The following is a 17967-nucleotide window of genomic DNA, read 5'->3' on the forward strand; positions in this document are numbered from 1 at the left end:
TATGATTCATAAGTACAAGAGCAATCATCTTGCAAGAGAAATTAGAACAAGTAAGTGATTTTAATGAATGGTATCCTGTTGGCTGGATTGGAGATATATGTTATTTATACAACAATGAGGTGGCATTTTTAAATTTTAGAAATTCTATTGTAGATTTAGAATCGCACGAAGTGATGTTTGTTGATAGGTCAGGAGAAGGGTGCGTTGGATTTTATCAAATGTATACATTGGATGAATTGATTGAAAAGGGGAAACAAATGTTATCTCAGTAATTTAAAAACATATATGAAAAAGATTTTTTGATATAAGACGAGGATAAAAAATGGAGAAGGAAAACCATATACAATTTAAGACCAGAGGGGACTCAACAAATCAAGGAAAACCAAGAGTATATTTTTGCTGTCATCCAGATGATTTTGATATGTATTTTGAGTCCGTAAGAAATGAAATTCTGGATAAGCAAAACTGTGCAGTTTATTTTTATGATAATGCTTCATCTATTCCGGAACAGGAGCGTGAAACTGACCTTATATCCATACAGCTTTTTGTCATACCGGTAACTACAAATCTGCTGAAAAAACCATCAATTGCTATGGATAAAGATTTTCCACTTGCATTAAAGAATAAGATCCCTGTACTTCCTTTAATTCAAGAGCGAGGCTTGGAGGAATTGTTTGTAAGAAAGTTTGGAGATATGCAGTATCTGGATAAAACCCAAAGAGATATAACTGCCATCAGTTATGAAGAAAAGCTTGAAAAGCATCTGTCTGCTATTTTACTCGGTGATGAAATGACGAAAAAAATAAAAAATGAATTTGATGCTTATATATTCCTTTCCTATCGAAAAATGGACAGAAAATATGCCCAAGAATTAATGCGTTTGATACATAAAAACAAATATTACAGGGATGTAGCAATTTGGTACGATGAATTTTTGACTATAGGTGAAGATTACAGGGAGAATATCAAAGAGACATTACAAAATAGTGGTCTGTTTGTTTTGGTTGTAACTCCAAATCTTTTGTTACCGGGTAGTTTTGGTGGGGTGAATTATGTAATGAAAGAAGAATATCCTACGGCAAAAAAAACTGATGTAAATATTTTACCTGTAGAAATGGAAAAGACAAATCGATCTGAATTGGAAAAACTATATCCGGATATTCCTTTATGTGTCGATCCCAACAATGATGATATGATGAGAAGATTTTTGATTTCTGCGGTTTGGGATATGGGAGTCAGAGAAATTGATAATTCTGCTGAGCATAGTTTTCTTATAGGACTGGCGTACTTGGGTGGAATTGATGTTGAAGTGGACCGTGAACGTGCAGTTACCCTGATAGAGGATGCAGCGAATTGCGGATCGGCGGAGGCTATGGAAAAATTGGTTTCGATGTATCGTATGGGTGAAGGTGTAGAGAGGAATTATGAGGAGGCTATCAAGTGGCAAGGGAAATTAGTGGATTATTGGAGAAAACAGTATAAAAAAACAAAAGATAAAAATGAATCAGTTTTGTATACGAATGATGATGGAACAGTTGAAGATGTTGCAGAATTGTATATAAATGCATCATTGGTTTATGCAAATTATTTGTCAGAGTCGGGACATATAATTTTATCAACATTTCATTATAATATGCTGAAAAAAAGTTGTGAGGAAATTTATAATGACTCAGGGATGCACAAGTATAAATCTCTAATTGGAGACATTTACTATAGTCATGCCCGTGAATTAGAGATTGCAGGGAGGTTCTCCGAGTCATTAAAATGGTATATTAAATCACTGGAGATTAGACAAGCATTATTAACCGAGGATAGCAGTATGAAAACAATGCTGGATTTATGTAGAAATTATTCTTCGGTTGGTAATATATTTTATATGTCAGGCAATACAGATAAAGCGTCACTTTATTATATTGAAAGAGATAAAATTCTTAAAGAGCTTGTTGGTGAGACAAATGTAGTAGAGGCAAGTATAAGGAGAGAGGTTGCCATAAGCAGTAGCAATATGGGAGACGTTTTAAGCGAAGTAGGAGTGCTTAACAAAGCGAAAGAATTTTATGAAGCATCATTGGATATTTTTGAAAAAATAGCGGAGGAAATACAAACAATCGAGGCTAAAAGAGATTTAGCTTCATGTTATGTTCGGCTGGGGAGAATCACAGCAAATGACAATATATCTGATGCAAAGGATTTCCTTGAAGGATCACTTAGGATCAGAGAAGAGTTAGCTTATGAAACAAATACAATATTGGATAGGAGAGATATGTCTGACAGTTATTATTGGCTTGGCGTTATTTTGGAAAAGCAAGATATGAAAAAGGCATTAGATTATTATGAAGATTCATGCAAAATAAGCAACGAATTACTAGAAGAAGCATTAAGGATAGATACAGATTGGGTAGCGGTAAAGCGTGACTTAGCCCGGGCTTATATGAGAATTGGTGCGCTTATGGAAAAAGCAAAAAAATATGATGATAAGAGAACATATTTCTATAAGGCCGCAAGATTATATAGAGATGCTGGGTTTCTTACTCATGAAGAACAGGACTATGTTAAAGTGGCAATATGCTATTTCCAGGCAGCGATGGTTATTGAAGCTGTTGATGAAACTGAAGACAATCGTCCTATTCTCAAGGCAAATGTAAACAAGGAATTACTTCAAAAATCGTATGAAGTGTGGAGCGAACTTACCAATTGGTATCCGAATAACCGAAAATATAAAGAAGAAAAGGATAAAGTACAGAAAATACTTATGGTAAATCCTGGAGAAACAGGCACTATATGATTAATGACAACTTAAAAGAATCATGTGAGTGGAAGAAATCGTATGGCATTAGGATTAAAACAAGGGGCTGCCGCTTCACGAAAGTTCATTCGTTAAAAGCGACAGCACCATATTTTGAAAGGTTGTAGAAGAGACAACAACAATGTCTAAAGCGGACAAATTTCAAATTACCGTGTGTAGTGATTGCGGTTTTCAAAGGCACCTATGTTCTTATCGTAGATGTTATGCGATTCATAATATTCCATCATTTCATACCCTTTATCTCCTCGTGTGTAATGTGGAATACTTCTTGATTTATGCGGCTTTTTTTTGTGCCGTATTTTCAACTTCCGTGCCTTTACTCTTCCTTTGAAAAATGGCATGAGATAGAGTACAAGCAAAAAGCAGATTGCTGAAAATGATGCATCTCGGATGGCTAATGACGCTGCTCCGATCAATATCATGACAGGTGACAACTTTATATGCCAGTTAATATACGAATGATATCGGAGCAATATTGTTGGTACCGCCTGTGAAGTAATGCAGATTATGGCGATCAGAAGTATTTGAAGTAAAATCTGACCTGCCGTGTGATAACCGACGATCAATGGAACCAAGAGACATCTCTCTATATGGGAACCAAGAAATACTCCATACGCTGCATCTAGATAGAAGTCACTAGAGGTCTTGGCTGCTTTGCCACCGGTACTCGAGGTTATCCGTTTAATGAAGGCTTTATCTGTGTGATTTCCCAATGAAATTACGTTTATTTGTATGTTCATGCTGTTGGCTCTATTTATCAAGTATTCTTCATCAACATTGATTGTGGATTTCCCATCGGTCAGGAGTATGACACTTCGGCTTCCTGTAGCTGTACCGGCTTTGTCAAAGGCATTCAGAACCGCATATAATGCGCCATTGATATCGGTGCCTCCTTCTTTGGCTTTGTTTTCCAACTCATGATTTAATGTGCTTTTGTTCACTTTAAGATAGTCCATTGGAATATAGCAATGAATATCTTTTGAAAAACGTATTAGGCCCACTTTGCGATTCCCGTCTATATGTTCAAGAAGCTCGTTTGCAGCAGTCAATCTCCTATCATTTTTATCGGAAGTTTTCATAGAACTGCTATCATCTATCACGAGCATGGTTTCTTGAGCAATATCAACATCGTAGTCTGTTCCGTTAAGCTCATATAGTATTTCACAGACTCCGGCAATAATTCCGGTGCAGATGCTTCCAACCACAACAATTATTAACACCTTCTTGAATGACAGACAATCTGATTGAGAATATATACGACCTCTGAGAATCTCCGTTATACCGATCAGCATGGTGTAAACAGCTGTAATTGCAAAAAAGAGCGCGCTTACAAGTAGAAAGTTTGGAATCTCGGTTGAATACAGTGATGCCAGCTTATACCTCCAGAGATAATATCCTGCAATCACAGATATGAGTGCCGGAAATAACATTTCAGCATAATATCTCAATTCTATATTCGTAATCTTTTTGCCAGACTGATTTTTCTGTTACGTTTGAATGTATTAAGCCAATTCAACACATTTGATGAGATACGTCGTTTGTTCATAGTTCCTCCATTCTAGGCGGCATGCACGTTATAGCTTCTGTTGTGCTATGCCGCCTTTTTACACATATGTTTTAGTGGATGTAACTAGTCAAGATTTTGATAGAAGACATTTGCAACAGATGAACTTGCATCGGTTATATAAACGACTCTGTTTTTCTTTGCATTGTCTTCATCCCATTCTCCGGATGAATCGAAGCAGTCACACTTAAAAGGGTTCAAATCATAACCGAGTGGATAACAGCGTATAGATTCTTCTTGTACACCGGCTTTGATCAGCAACGTTTTTACTGTGTTTGCACGAGCGGATGATAAGTCATATAAGGCTTCTTTATCGTCTGACCATGCAGTTGACGCAAATACGGCGATTGTTACATCCTGACTGGTTGCATAGCTGATCACCGGTGACAAGACTTTCAACGCCTCGTTTTCAGAAGTAATCAGTTCCGCAGAGTCAGGCTGAAACGATAATGACACATCGTTAAAACACAGTACATCATCCTTGAGGTTTATGGATTCGTTTGTTGTAGTATCGGCATAAACAAAATGATTGCCTATATCGCTTGCTGTAACCGGAGTCACAGAGGGATAGTCTATGTCTAGGGGTGCACCATCCGGTGTGTTAGTCTTGAGGTCACGTCAGAGCATCCGCTAGATTCAAATATAGCCTGCCACAGCGCTTGGAGGTTTGTAGAGTCAAGTTGTGAAAGTTCAGCTTGTTCTCCGCTGGTGGTATCTACATGACCGAGGCCATACACCGTTACTGACTCTATGCTTCTCATATCAGGCAGCTCATGAATATTACTAAGGTCAGCAACGGTTTCGTTAATGGTATCGGAATCAGAATATGCGTCAAGGCCGCCTGCCATATTAATTGGGTCCATGGTCTGTATCATGCTAGAGACAATCACAATTCGTTTTATACCATCGTCGTACGTTTGGAGTTCGTCACAAGCCAGCCGAATAGCTTTCAATACGTTGACTTCGTCTGCAACAGGGGATGTATTGTTGATGATGCTTCTTATGACACTATTAACATCTTCTTGTTTGTCTTTCTCCTTCCAAGTAGCGCCGCCTCCTTTGCCATTGTTCGTATAAGTCAGATGATCTACGACCTTGGCATCACCGTCAAGTCTTATGATTGTTGATGTCGAGTCATATGCGGCGTAATTTTCTGAGATTGTTTTGCTGAGAAGCTGGTTCAGGTCGTATTTGGCACTATACTTCGTCTGGTCCACGACATATACAGTATGTGAGACTGCGGCTACTTCCATGCCGAGCGCTGATTTGACGTCATTGGTTACATCGGCACTGCTGCATCCTGTTGTGAAAAGAAGTGAGATGCACAGGATAATGGCGGCTACGAGAGCTCTTGTTTTGTTGGATTCCTTGTTTGTGTTCATCATGGTGAATTCCCTCCTTTGTTGGTTAAATTGACTTATGATATAGAGTGTTCCTTTTGGGATGCATTGACATCAGATGGCAAAGAAACACTTTTATTGCTGGATCTGGCATTCTTATTTGACGATATATTTTGTATTCTGGCGAGATACATTGCTTCTAAGAGAGCACCGTCGGACAAAATCTTCTGAATATTTGATTCGTGTACCTTATCGGACTCTGATACTTCTTGATTTGCATACTTTTCCAACTCTGTTATCTGTGCTTCCACATTTGATAACTGCGCATTTGCTAATACTTCCGTTTCGCAATTCAATGCCTTAAGCAAACGAGGAACCAGAATCAAATCCCGGATAGCCTTATATATAAACGATGAGATAGTGGTTCCGATAGCGACCTCAGTCCATAATATCATCATTGATGTCTGGGCTGTTTTGTCTGCACTGCTGCCTTCAAATACGAGATCTGTGGTGTTCACTCTTATTAGAAAAAGCATCACTATAAAACTAAACATGACAGCAACCAGAAGACCGATTGCAATTCCTATATATTTTTGATTTTTCTTTGATATTGTGCTTTCCTTTTCTTTTGAGAATATGTACTCTGATATAGCAGTCGGGGTATGATCAAGGATGATACTGAGTGTTAATGTCAATATCAGCAACATAGCAACGTTCTCGCGGTAGATTGAGTTTAGAGAGACAAAGTAGTTGCTGCTATCAGATAATACGTATACTATAGGCATTGCCAGATATGCTTTGGCTCCTGTCTTTTTAATACGTGAGAGTGACTGATAATAATACTCCTTCAATTCATCTAGACTGTATTCATTATTGTGGATCTTCTTAAGGATCCGGGTATTTTTGTTTTTTAAATGTAGCTTATATGCAACAGCAGAAATTACGATAAATACAACTGCAATTGCAATAGCAAGGATTAGGGATGCCGTAAGATTATTCATGTTCAGTCCTCCTTTTCTTTGTTTTTGATAGACAAATACTCAATGAAATCTACAATTTTGTTTTTTTTCTTTTCGATTGTCTCTAGCTCAGATGAAATTGCTTTCTGAAGTCTAACCTCTTCTATCTCCTTCTCTACGTATGAGCTGTTCTCAGCTGCGATCCTGTCATTAAGAGCTGCTGTGAATTCTTCGTGTGTGATAAAAGGAGGCTTTGGGTTATATACCCTGTTAATAAACTCCGGGTTGTAACTAGGGAGATCCGGTGATATAGGCTTCCTGTCTACCCTTAACTCGGATAAATAGTTTCGATACTTAATCTTCGTGTGTTTCTTCATAAGGTATACCTCGCTTTCTTTTTGAACCTACACTGATGATTATTTTTGTTCAGCAGTAGGTGTGGTTTATTTATATTGACATTATGAACCTTATAAGATCCATGATCCGAAGGGGGAATTTTGATATGAATCACTATAATAGGTTTGCTCATACTGCGTTGTTTGATTTAAGATGAGAAAACGGTTGTCAGCTTAAAAAATGAAAATTTATCTGGTTTGATAGATTGGTTTGATAGATTTAGAAATCTGCTTATCATTTTGAGTCACTTGTGTTATACTTTTATTCATAGCATGAGCTTCCGGTTTGTAATTGTTTTTTGACAACTCAATTATTGCCAAAACCATTGGTTTCATGCTATTTTTATGCCAGTTATTATTGAATTTTCAAGGTGCATAGGCACATTTTAATGTGCGAAGTTTGAGTAATAAAATTAACAAAGACTTGTATGTGCTACATAGTCTTGTACAGCTGTAAGAAAGTAGTAAATTAATCAAGCCTGAAGAAACTACAGTAGCTCAGTATTAGAGGCAACGCAGGGGAAGAGTTGTTGGTAAAAAAAACCTATTTATAAGGAGGAAACGAAGATATGGAAAACACAGTAGCAGAGGAAATGTATGATTTTACGAAAAATCGCAGAGAAAAAATCAATTTAGAACTGTCAAAAATAAGGTCATTATATGGCAGAGAGGATGTAGTTTATAGATTTAATGCTTACAAGAAAGCAAAAGATAAAGATGATATAGCACGCAAAAAGGGAAGAAGTGGATATAGTGGACTTCCATCTGCAAGAATAGAACTTGAAAGCGCTTGTAAGTCTGTAGGAATTGAGAAAACACCTGATGAATTGATTAAAGATGATTCTGTAATTAAAACAATACATACCAGATCAGAAATAATAAGTGATCAATTTTTGCCAATATTGTATAAAGAATATAAAAACACTCCCATGACAAGTGACTATATGAACAGAATAATACATCGCCTGACAAAATCGGATACTTATATAAAAAAAGATGATGAAAACAGAACAATTATATTGAAAAAGTTTGTTATGGGAGGCGGTAAAGGTTTCAAAACACTTAATACAGGAGAGATTATTGAATGGGCAGAAGAAAAAATGAATGCTAGCGAAAAGGAACAGTATGATTTACAGTCAGACAGTCAAAAGAAACTTGAGTTAGCTGTATCCAGAATAGATAATTCTATTTTTGATAGAAGTTTAACTCAAGCATTGAAACAAACAAAATGCCTTATTGAGAATTTTGACAAATATGTATTAATGTCCAAAGAAGGGAAAATAGTTGATTCTAATTCTAATGAAACAATTATAATTTCGGACATAATTTTGAAGGAAATAACGACCATTAAGCTGAAAAATCTTATGTGTAAACTGAGATTTGAATTTACAAATGTGAGTGTAATAGAAAATATTAAATTACTATATAACATATTTAATAACGACTATCCGGCAAATGCAGTTGTAGAATTTATAGATTTTGTTGCTGCTCTTAATGTAGATTTCAAGAAACAGTTGCATTCATTATGCTATATAAGCAGAGAGGGTAAAAAGAAAACATTAGAGGAAAGATATTGTGATGTTTTAAAGAAACGTAACCGTAAAATGAAGTTATTGAATTTATGTGAAGATTTGGCAAATGGAGATTTTAAGAGTAACGGGGGTAACACAAGAAAATATTTGTATTATTTTGCCATTATGTTTGACATGTCAGAGGCCTTAAAAAAGAACGATCATTATAGTGAAGATACAAAGGAAGTGGAAACTGAGTTTGGAAAACGTGCTGACATGCAGGCGTATCTTTTTGAAGACTATTACAGTGACAACATTATGAAGTTTTTATTAAATCGTTATGAAAGGAAAAAACACATTAAAAGTTTGCAAGGAAACGGAAAAGGAGAAGGCAATGATTATGAGACGGAACCAAGAGGAGATGGTATTAATTATAAAAATTATGCTGAAATGATATATTTGTACTTCTTATATAGGAAGGATTTGAACTTGACTCCCGGAGAAAGAATAGATATGGCTGAGAAGATAATAGATAAATGCAGTAATAGCAAAGAGAAGATAACACATCCGATAAAAGTTGGAGAGACTAATGATACTGTCGGGTATAAGAATTCATATATGGAAAGTGTTTTGGATTGTGAACCATCGGAGGTTGGAAGTTATTTAATGAGTACTGAGTATGATTTTATGTTCAATGAGGGTAAATCTATAACGGCTATATCGTCCGAAGAGGTTTACGCACGTGATGCAATGGAAATATGGTCAGGAAGCTTAGAAGAAGAGTATGTAAAGAATGTTGATAGTAGCACATTAAAGCGAGAAATAAAAGATATAAAGGAGGCAGCTGAGTCAGATGAAGTTGCAGACAGGGTATTAGAGTTATCTAATATTATATATTTCAAGGAAAATTCTATAGTTAAATGGAGTTTATCTGAAAAATTGAGAAAAAAATATACAGGCTCAAATGACAAAGAATTCTTCTTAATCATAGACTTAATAGAACAACGATTAAATAAAAGATTCGTATGGTTAAGCAGTAGAAAAATTAACGAATTGGCGGAGCTTCTTACAATATTATATGAAGATTCAAATAGCGATACATTTATTAGTGGGAAAGAACTGCAAGCAATGATTAGAAAAAAAACCGGAGGATTATACAATGGCTATTTATTTCAAGATGACGTTGAGATGCTTAAAAGTATAGGCTTGGATATCAAATGGAAAAAAATAAAGAAGTCAAAGAAAGCCACAGAAGACATTGCCGAAGAAGGAAAAGTATATGCTCTTTGCGGAAGAGAGTATCAAAATGATAGCGAATTAGATGCTATAATAAAGAGCCTTAATATAAAACTGGATAAGACATTGCTTTGGGAAATTTTACTGGAGAGAATTGTAAAAAAACAAGATATTTCCAGATCTACATTTATTGCAGTATATTATAATTATTATTTATGTTTTGAACTAGATAAAATAAGTGGGGTAGAAACATTCAAGGATATATATGACGATTTTAAAAATAAAATAGATATTGAGCTTGGAAAAGCTCGATTCCAACGAATGAGTGAAAAAAATATATTGGATTTGTATGTTTTAATTTCATTATGTGTATTTGTAGTTGAAAACGATGTTTTACAGTCTGAGTGACTAGAAATACCGCAGTTTTCCGCTTTAGTTCAGGATAGATATTGGATTCCCCCTATAAACTATTCTCTTTCCATATGCGATAATCAGTCACAAATGGAAGGAGGATAGCTTATGATTGTTAATCAATATGTAAAGACAGGAATGTATCATTTGGAAAAGGGAGAAGCTTGTCAAGATTATGTGCAGTACTATGAGGATGAACGATATATAACATCAGTGATTTCAGATGGGGTCACGGAATGTAAGTATGGTGCTGAAGGAGCGAAGTTGGCATGTGAAGCAGTTATAAATTTTTTTAAGATTGAGAGAAGACGTGTATTTTCCTATGATTCAAGGAAATTGGCTTACCTAATCACAGAGCATATATTGAGTTTCATTGAACGAAAAAATAACATTACGGAAAAGGAAGATAGATATGAGTATGCTGCAACTGTGAGCACAGTATTTATTGACAAGGACAACAGGGAAATGATAGCAGTGAATCTTGGGGATTCTGCAATTGAATTGATAAGATCAGATAAGAAGATGATTAAAGTATTAAATCCAAAAGTGTTTTCCGGACAGCCGTGCCTTGTGACAACAGATAGTGCGTGGAAAGTGATGGATGTAAAGAAGTTCGGATTGCAGAGAGGCACAACTCTATTTATGTGTACAGATGGCTTTTGGAAAAATGTTAATACAGATGCAAGGATAAACGATAATCTTGAACGATGTAAATTCAAAAATTTGAATCAACTGTTGGATAGTTTTAAATTCACAGACGATTGCGGCTATATAGCTGTTAGCCTGGATGATTATGAAGACAATAACCTTGTTATGGCAGAGGTGAAGGGGGGAGATGGAAAGTGAGCATAGATAATAGAGCGTATTTAAAAATCGGTGAACGCATATTGTTATCAAGGAATAAGGCTGGAAATGATCAAGAAGTATATCAGATTACAGGTCGTGTTGGCGAAGGAGGGTCTGCTATATGTTATGAGGCTGTTCGAAATCGAAACGGACATTTGGAAGCAGGGTTGTTAAAGGAATTTTATCCTGCCGACGATATTGAGAATAATATAGTTTATTCTATTTTCAGGTTAAAAAATGGTCAAATAGTTCCCGGTGCGGGAACTCTGGACAGATTTGTAAAAATGCGTGATGAATATATGGACGCATATAATTTGCTGAATGACAAGATGTTAGAATCTGAGGATAACCGACTAATGGGTAACTTTATTCAGATTCCGGAATTATTATATGGACGCTTGGATGAAGATGTAGAAAGTCCTGCTGTATATGATGAGGTAGACATTAAAGCTCTGAGTGAAGCAATAGATGGTGCTGTGCCAACATCCGGATATATATGGACGAGAGGTGTTGTAGGACAGAGCTATGGTGAGTTTATTAAGGAGATAAAGCGGAATCCAGAAAGTAATTCAGACTTTAAACTTCTGCAAGTTATCCAAACTGTGATAGCTCTTACAGAGGGAGTAATGTCAATTCATGTGGCGGGGTTATTACATTTGGACATAAAACCATCAAACTTCATGTTGCCATATAGAGAGGGGCAGATTGTTAACGAGCACACGATATCCATGTATGATGTAAACACGTTATATATGGTGGGAGGAGAGTATTTAAATCCAATGGGAACAGATGGATTTTGTGCTCCGGAAATTGTAGAAATGGAAGATCAACCAGATAATAGAGCAGATATTTATTCCATCGGAGCTGTGCTATTTAATGCAATAATTGTAAAAGATGGTATAGGGAATGAACTTTACGTAGATGAAACTTATGGAGAAATAAGACAACTTGTAAAATCTTCAAAATTTTTTACAAGTGGAGAGGCTGGCACAAATGAAGAGTTTATGTCACTAATTGTAACTATACTTGAAAAGTGCTTGGCACCTTATAGGGGAGGAAGATATGAAGCTTGCGAAGACCTCCTCGACGACTTAGAAAAGGCATTGGAGATTATAACCCGAATAAACTGCAATAGAATCGGACAGAATGAAACCTTGCAGGTAGTTAAGCTCAATGAGGCAGGTATATCTGATCCGGTTATTGCAATACAAAAAATGTTGTATGACCATCCTATATACGAGAGCTTGGAATTCGGAAATACAGAACCAAAAATTTTAGTTATAGGTTCGGGGACATATGGACATATATTTATTGACCAGTGTCTGCAGGCGGGTCAGATCAAAGGGTATAAGTTACACATTACGTCGATATCAGATAAAGCAGACAAGGATAAGGAGAGCTATTTACAATTTAGACCGGAGCTTACAAGGTTCGTAAATGTAAATGGTTCTATTGAGAAAAGCAGACACGATTGCATGTATGCGGATCTTGTATTCCGAGATTTAAAAGACAATGATGATACTGTCAGGTTCACGGTAATACAGGATGGAGCCTCAGATGAGAATATAGATAGCATAAAACATAAAAATGCTGTTATTATAAATGAATGTCTCGAGCCGATGCTAAAAGAATATGACTATGTATTTGTAGCAGCAGGAAATACCGAAACGAATAGATTTATTGCAGAGACGATTGCAATCGAAATGCTAAAAGAGAACGATAAACTGTGCCCTGTTTGTTATATTAGCGAGTTTAGCGTTGATGATGACGGAACATCAAATGTATACCCGGTATGTATTAACGAGCGAATTACGCCGGAGACATTCAGTTCAGATATAGATTTGGTTCAGATGGCGTTTAATGCCGATATATCTTGGGATAATTCGCTCAATAAAGATATGGACGAGGCAAAAGACAAATTTTTAAATGACAGATATAGATATGAATCATCATTGGCATTTGCCTTATCTATACGATATAAGCTGTACAGCATAGGGATTGTTCTGGAGAAAGACGCTGGAACTTGTAATGAAAATGCTATAGTGGTAAAAAACCTTTCTGAGGCGGCGAATGTTTTCTTTGAAGAAATTCTTCAAAAGAAAGACATTGATTCAGAGGCAGGAAAGTGCGCAAAGGAAAAATTTGATGCTGTAGTTGCGCTGGAGCATAGAAGGTGGGTATTGGAGAAAGTGACCGCCGGTTGGAGAGCGCCACGGGACAAGAACGGAAACCTTGATCTTGAACAGTGTGTTCAAAAGGGAAAAGTAAAGAATGAGTTGGAATCCACTCATCCATGCATAGTGTATGGAACGGAAGAGACTCCGCTGAGTACCGAGGAATACAACAAATACAGCAAATCGGGACGTGAGAAGTGGGATGTTGCGGATATAGATCCAGATCTCGATGAATTGGATCTAATGTCAATTAAACTTCATCGATGCTTCAGAAAGCGAGCCAATGAATATAAGAAAAATAACCCTATGCAAAGAGAAAGTGATATAGAAAAACTTCGTAAATTGGCTGAAGAATGTGGAGAAGATGTTTCTGGTGCCTTCAGACAATACTGTTTCTGCTTGGAAAACATTTTGGAGGGAGTGGAAAATTATACTCGTCAATATAGTAATTATGAGAAAAGACTTAAAAAAATATTTGAGAGTAGTGCCTCGGAAGCCGTGTTAAAAGATGCCGAGACAAGGATTGCCATGATAAAAAAAGCGTTCTTTCCTGTTATGGAAGCAAACTTGTATCGTGACTATAAGTCGTATGATGACGTGTTGGTTGGGAAGATACCGTTTATACTGACGTACAGTTTTATAGAACATGTAGTAGTGGCGTTTGATGAAAGTGAAGAATTTAATGGCAGACTGAACAATGTAGCGGCAGTTACTGTGTTGTGTCCGAAAAAAATAGATTATATATATTATTGCGATGAGCATTCAGATGTAGATAAGGTTATGACTGGCTTAAAGGCAGTGCTTGGATATCTGGACAGCAGAGAGATACATTGCCAAGTAAGGTTTGTGATTGCAGGTTCTCGTGAATGTGGCACCACGAATATGCTTGAGAAAGGGTTAAGCGGAATAGAAAGCGGAAAGTATCAAAATGTCAGATTTGAAGGTTGCACACTGTTATATTGCAATCCGTCACAGGATGCGGCGTATAATGAAATAGTGCAGTACTTACAAAGCGATAACTGTATATATGAGTGCAGCAATTTATTATTCCACGATGGGAAAAAGTACGAGGCTTTTAAAAGTGTCATAAAGTCTGCCGGCATAGCATATTATAGTTTTGACTGGAGAAATAAACACTTTACGAAACATAATGGCTGTGATTATCTGCAATATATTCATGATGCCTCTTTCTTAACAATGGAAAACATAGCTGCGCTTAAAGGAACGGATAGTGCTATTTCTGATATTCCGGAGTATCAAAAAGATTACGAAGCATTGTGGCAGATTTACGAATCAGACAAAGATGCGTGGAGGACACTATGTAGTTGTATTGATGAATATGAGCTGAGAAATAAGCCGTTGGCACAATTTGAGATACTTGGCAATGAGTGTAATGAATACACCGAGAAATTATCCTTTGTATTGCCGGAATACACGGAGAAAACTGTGCGTCGATTGCTTAGAGAATTATCAGAGCGAGATATTTTAAGGGATGATATTATAGAGAATTATACAAGTGAAAGCTACATAGTAAAATTCTCCGTATCTAAAAAATATAGACATGCGTTTGACACGTTGTTTGCTGATCCGAGAATCTTGTTGGACTATTATGGAGTTAGAGCATATAATGAAAGCAAATATGTGAGGGTGGGTTATAACAATCTGGAAGTGGCGGATATCAGCCGCATCGAAGAAAACTCATATAGAATGCTTGAGAAACTACAGGACAAGCATTTTATCAATGGTTTGAGAGGAGAGGATTCTTCCGATAAGGTGAGCTTTGCATTTACCTCTCCGAGAATTAAGAGAGTAATGATGAAGACCAACAGGGTGCTGCTACTTCGGGCTTATTATGAGACGCTAAAGTATGGATATCATGAACCCAATAGGATCGCATATTTTGATGATGTGGTATATGGAAGCAAGATCGGTAATCAAGATGAGAGCGATGCACTTTTTATTACGAAAGGATTTCGCCATATTAAAATCACAGATATGGGTGAATGGAGTGATGAGCAATTAGCCTGCATCGGAGACACGTTAAATGAGAAGTTAAGAGAAAACAACCAATAATGAATTAAGGAGGATATGAATGATGTACAAACCACAACCGGTTAACACAGATGATGTAATACTATCGGAGGACTTACTCGCATTAACAGAGCAGATAGCCTCAAATGTTCATGATGTATGGGCGGTAGGGCGAATATCAGAAGGCTGGACATTGGGCGAGATAAAGAATCCGGAGAAGAAGACAACTCCGTTGCTTGTGCCATACGAAGAACTGCCTGAGAGCGAGAAAATGTATGACAGGAATACAGCGCTTGAGACATTGAAGCTCATTGTTAAGCTGGGATACAAAATAACATGCGACAAGCAGTAATTACTTGTAGTGTATCTATAATATGTTTTTTGCAAGACCTTTTTGCATAAAGTTGCAAAAACTTTTTGTAGGTCGTTGCACCTACATTTTGTAGGTAATTGCAAAGCCTCCTGTCAGATATAAAATCTGACAGAAATGCAATGCAGACATTATTCAATTATTACAGCACGAGTGTGTGAAACTTTTTCTGTAAATAGCTTATAGTAGCAAGGTCTTCTATGATAAAATAAAAATCATAGGAGGCCTTTAATTATGGCAAGAAGAGAAAAGAAACCAGTACACAAAGTAGTAATGACAGAGGGAAAACGAAATATCATTCAGCAACTCCTTCAGGAGTATGATATCGAAACTGCTGAAGATATCCAGGATGCTCTCAAAGATCTGCTCGGAGGAACCATCAAAGAAATGATGGAAGCAGAGATGGATGATCATCTTGGCTATCAAAAATCCGAGCGCTCTGATAGCGATGATTATCGTAACGGATATAAATCAAAGCGATTAAACAGCAGCTATGGAAGTATGGATATTGATGTTCCGCAGGATCGTAAATCAACGTTCGAACCGCAGGTAGTAAAGAAACGCCAGAAGGATATTTCTGACATCGACCAGAAGATTATATCCATGTATGCGAAAGGTATGACAACCTGGCAAATATCAGAAACCATTGAAGATATCTATGGTTTTGAGACATCGGAAGGATTTATTTCAGACGTCACAGATAAAATCCTGCCTCAGATTGAGACTGGCAAAATCGCCCGCTGGATGAGGTATATCCGATTCTCTACATAGATGCTATTCACTATTCTGTGCGCGACAATGGAGTAATCAGAAAGCTAGCTGCATATGTCATTCTGGGCATCAACACGGAAGGGAAAAAGGAGGTTCTTTCAATCACTGTAGGCGATAATGAAAGCTCCAAATACTGGCTGTCCGTATTAAATGAACTGAAGAATCGTGGGGTAAAGGATATCCTGATTATCTGTGCTGACGGTCTTAGTGGTATCAAAGAGGCAATCGCAGCTGCATTCCCGAAAACAGAGTATCAGAGATGCATTGTGCATCAGGTAAGAAACACTCTGAAATACGTTCCAGATAAGGACAGAAAAGCGTTTGCTGCCGACTTAAAGACGATTTACCATGCTTCCGATGAAGAAAAAGCTAGACTGGCTCTGGATCGCGTCACCGAGAAATGGACCACAAAATACCCGAATTCCATGAAACGCTGGTATGACAACTGGGATGCAATAACGCCCATTTTCAAGTTCTCTCCGGATGTCAGAAAGGTCATTTACACGACCAATGCTATCGAAAGTCTGAATTCCACCTACCGGAAACTCAACCGACAGAGAAGCGTATTTCCAAGTGACACAGCTCTCCTCAAAGCTCTGTATCTGGCAACTTTCGAAGCTACCAAAAGATGGACTATGAGCATTCGAAACTGGGGACAGGTCTACGGCGAGCTTAGCATTATGTACGATGGAAGACTTCCGGAATAATAGAATCTGTTAGTATGACGGGAAGGACGTTTTTGACGGCCGCTCTTGACATGCTCGAAATCATGTCGTATATATAAATCAAGAGCTGGAAGCCTATTTTAGCACTTCCAGCTCAATCATTATCATAGAAGATTATTATTTACAGACTTTTTTTCATAGTCTCGCTATCAAAGTAATTAGTGTCTGCTGATTAATAAAAAAACAGCTTGAAATCTCCTTTGCAATAACTCGGCTGGTGTTATATGAGCCTCCGGGAGCTGCATGATCTTTTCCTCCGGGTTCAAAGTCTACACCTTCATATAACCATCTCATAGGCCAGTCGATCTTCCATAAAACCTCCTTACTCGGCACCCTCACGAAGAGTCTCATTGACCAAAACTATCGGAATTCCCAAATGCTCATATTCATCAAGCAGTTCATCCATATCCCAATCTTTAACAATTCCATAAAATGCCAGTACACGAATTAAATCCTTCGTAATCTCAAGTTCATCCATCTTAATCATCCTCTCTTTCTGATGCCATAATAAGTATTGGATATATCTCAACACATTTGATGCTTTTGACATTGCCTTTATAACAGCTAATTGAAAAAGTTTCATACCCGAGTTTAATAAATCTTTTCACATCGTAATCATAGTCGATATGAACAACATCGTCGTCTTCATTGCAAAGATTTGCTTTTACCTTCAAGCAATAATCCTCATCCCATTTTTCATTACAAACTATTTCGCCATTGATTCTTACGTAACTATCTGAATCCTCTGTATAAGCCGAACACTTCTCGACCGTTAATCCGATTGCCTTAAAAAGGTCATCTTTAATAATCACTTTGATTTTCTCCATA

General features: G+C 37.0%; 14 protein-coding genes and 1 pseudogene. 7 read left to right on the top strand and 8 right to left on the bottom strand.

The window, feature by feature from the left end:
- Positions 1-29: 29 nt before the first annotated feature.
- Positions 30-272: a hypothetical protein gene (locus DXA07_RS07980; protein WP_118484178.1), complete on the top strand. Its 243-nt coding sequence runs from the start codon at positions 30-32 to the stop codon at positions 270-272.
- Between the two features lie 50 nt (positions 273-322).
- Entirely contained in the window at positions 323-2785 is a 2463-nt protein-coding gene (locus tag DXA07_RS07985) for a toll/interleukin-1 receptor domain-containing protein (RefSeq protein ID WP_118484180.1), read from the top strand.
- 167 nt (positions 2786-2952) lie between these two features.
- On the opposite strand, the gene DXA07_RS07990 is transcribed toward DXA07_RS07985, so the two are convergent.
- The 5 genes from DXA07_RS07990 to DXA07_RS08010 all read right to left on the bottom strand — a co-directional run bounded on the left by DXA07_RS07990 (position 2953) and on the right by DXA07_RS08010 (position 7046).
- Positions 2953-4254, bottom strand: coding sequence for a VWA domain-containing protein (locus DXA07_RS07990; RefSeq protein ID WP_147352427.1), 1302 nt, complete (start codon positions 4252-4254; stop codon positions 2953-2955).
- 182 nt (positions 4255-4436) lie between these two features.
- A complete protein-coding gene (locus DXA07_RS07995; protein ID WP_207663737.1) occupies positions 4437-4931 on the bottom strand; it encodes an OmpA family protein in 495 nt (164 codons plus the stop codon).
- Positions 4932-4948: 17 nt separating this feature from the next.
- Positions 4949-5755: a hypothetical protein gene (locus DXA07_RS08000; RefSeq protein ID WP_118484185.1), complete on the bottom strand. Its 807-nt coding sequence runs from the start codon at positions 5753-5755 to the stop codon at positions 4949-4951.
- 32 nt (positions 5756-5787) lie between these two features.
- Entirely contained in the window at positions 5788-6711 is a 924-nt protein-coding gene (locus DXA07_RS08005; protein WP_118484187.1) for a hypothetical protein, read from the bottom strand.
- A gap of 2 nt (positions 6712-6713) precedes the next feature.
- Positions 6714-7046, bottom strand: a complete 333-nt coding sequence (locus DXA07_RS08010) for a hypothetical protein (RefSeq protein ID WP_118484189.1) — start codon at positions 7044-7046, stop codon at positions 6714-6716.
- Between the two features lie 587 nt (positions 7047-7633).
- Here DXA07_RS08010 and DXA07_RS08015 point away from each other — a divergent pair.
- The 5 genes and pseudogenes from DXA07_RS08015 to DXA07_RS08035 all read left to right on the top strand — a co-directional run bounded on the left by DXA07_RS08015 (position 7634) and on the right by DXA07_RS08035 (position 17121).
- A complete protein-coding gene (locus DXA07_RS08015; RefSeq protein ID WP_118484191.1) occupies positions 7634-10219 on the top strand; it encodes a hypothetical protein in 2586 nt (861 codons plus the stop codon).
- Between the two features lie 111 nt (positions 10220-10330).
- A complete protein-coding gene (locus DXA07_RS08020) occupies positions 10331-11068 on the top strand; it encodes a protein phosphatase 2C domain-containing protein (protein WP_118484193.1) in 738 nt (245 codons plus the stop codon).
- Positions 11065-15315: a hypothetical protein gene (locus DXA07_RS08025; RefSeq protein ID WP_118484195.1), complete on the top strand. Its 4251-nt coding sequence runs from the start codon at positions 11065-11067 to the stop codon at positions 15313-15315. Before DXA07_RS08020 ends, DXA07_RS08025 begins: the two co-directional genes overlap by 4 nt.
- Before the next feature lie 19 nt (positions 15316-15334).
- Complete coding sequence (locus DXA07_RS08030) at positions 15335-15625, top strand: RyR domain-containing protein (protein ID WP_118484197.1); 291 nt, start codon at positions 15335-15337, stop codon at positions 15623-15625.
- A gap of 252 nt (positions 15626-15877) precedes the next feature.
- Positions 15878-17121, top strand: a pseudogene (locus tag DXA07_RS08035) (IS256 family transposase).
- A gap of 153 nt (positions 17122-17274) precedes the next feature.
- Here DXA07_RS08035 and DXA07_RS14090 read toward each other — a convergent pair.
- From DXA07_RS14090 to DXA07_RS08045, 3 genes are read right to left on the bottom strand one after another with little or no spacing between them, the layout of a single operon-like run.
- Complete coding sequence (locus tag DXA07_RS14090) at positions 17275-17490, bottom strand: hypothetical protein (protein ID WP_348980797.1); 216 nt, start codon at positions 17488-17490, stop codon at positions 17275-17277.
- A complete protein-coding gene (locus tag DXA07_RS13060; protein ID WP_182427508.1) occupies positions 17462-17617 on the bottom strand; it encodes a hypothetical protein in 156 nt (51 codons plus the stop codon). The genes DXA07_RS14090 and DXA07_RS13060 overlap by 29 nt, the downstream gene beginning before the upstream one ends.
- 1 nt (position 17618) lies before the next feature.
- Complete coding sequence (locus DXA07_RS08045) at positions 17619-17966, bottom strand: hypothetical protein (protein WP_118484199.1); 348 nt, start codon at positions 17964-17966, stop codon at positions 17619-17621.
- Position 17967 lies beyond the last annotated feature (1 nt).

Source organism: Clostridium sp. AM54-37XD, assembly GCF_003478225.1.
Lineage (GTDB): Bacteria > Bacillota > Clostridia > Lachnospirales > Lachnospiraceae > Coprococcus > Coprococcus ammoniilyticus.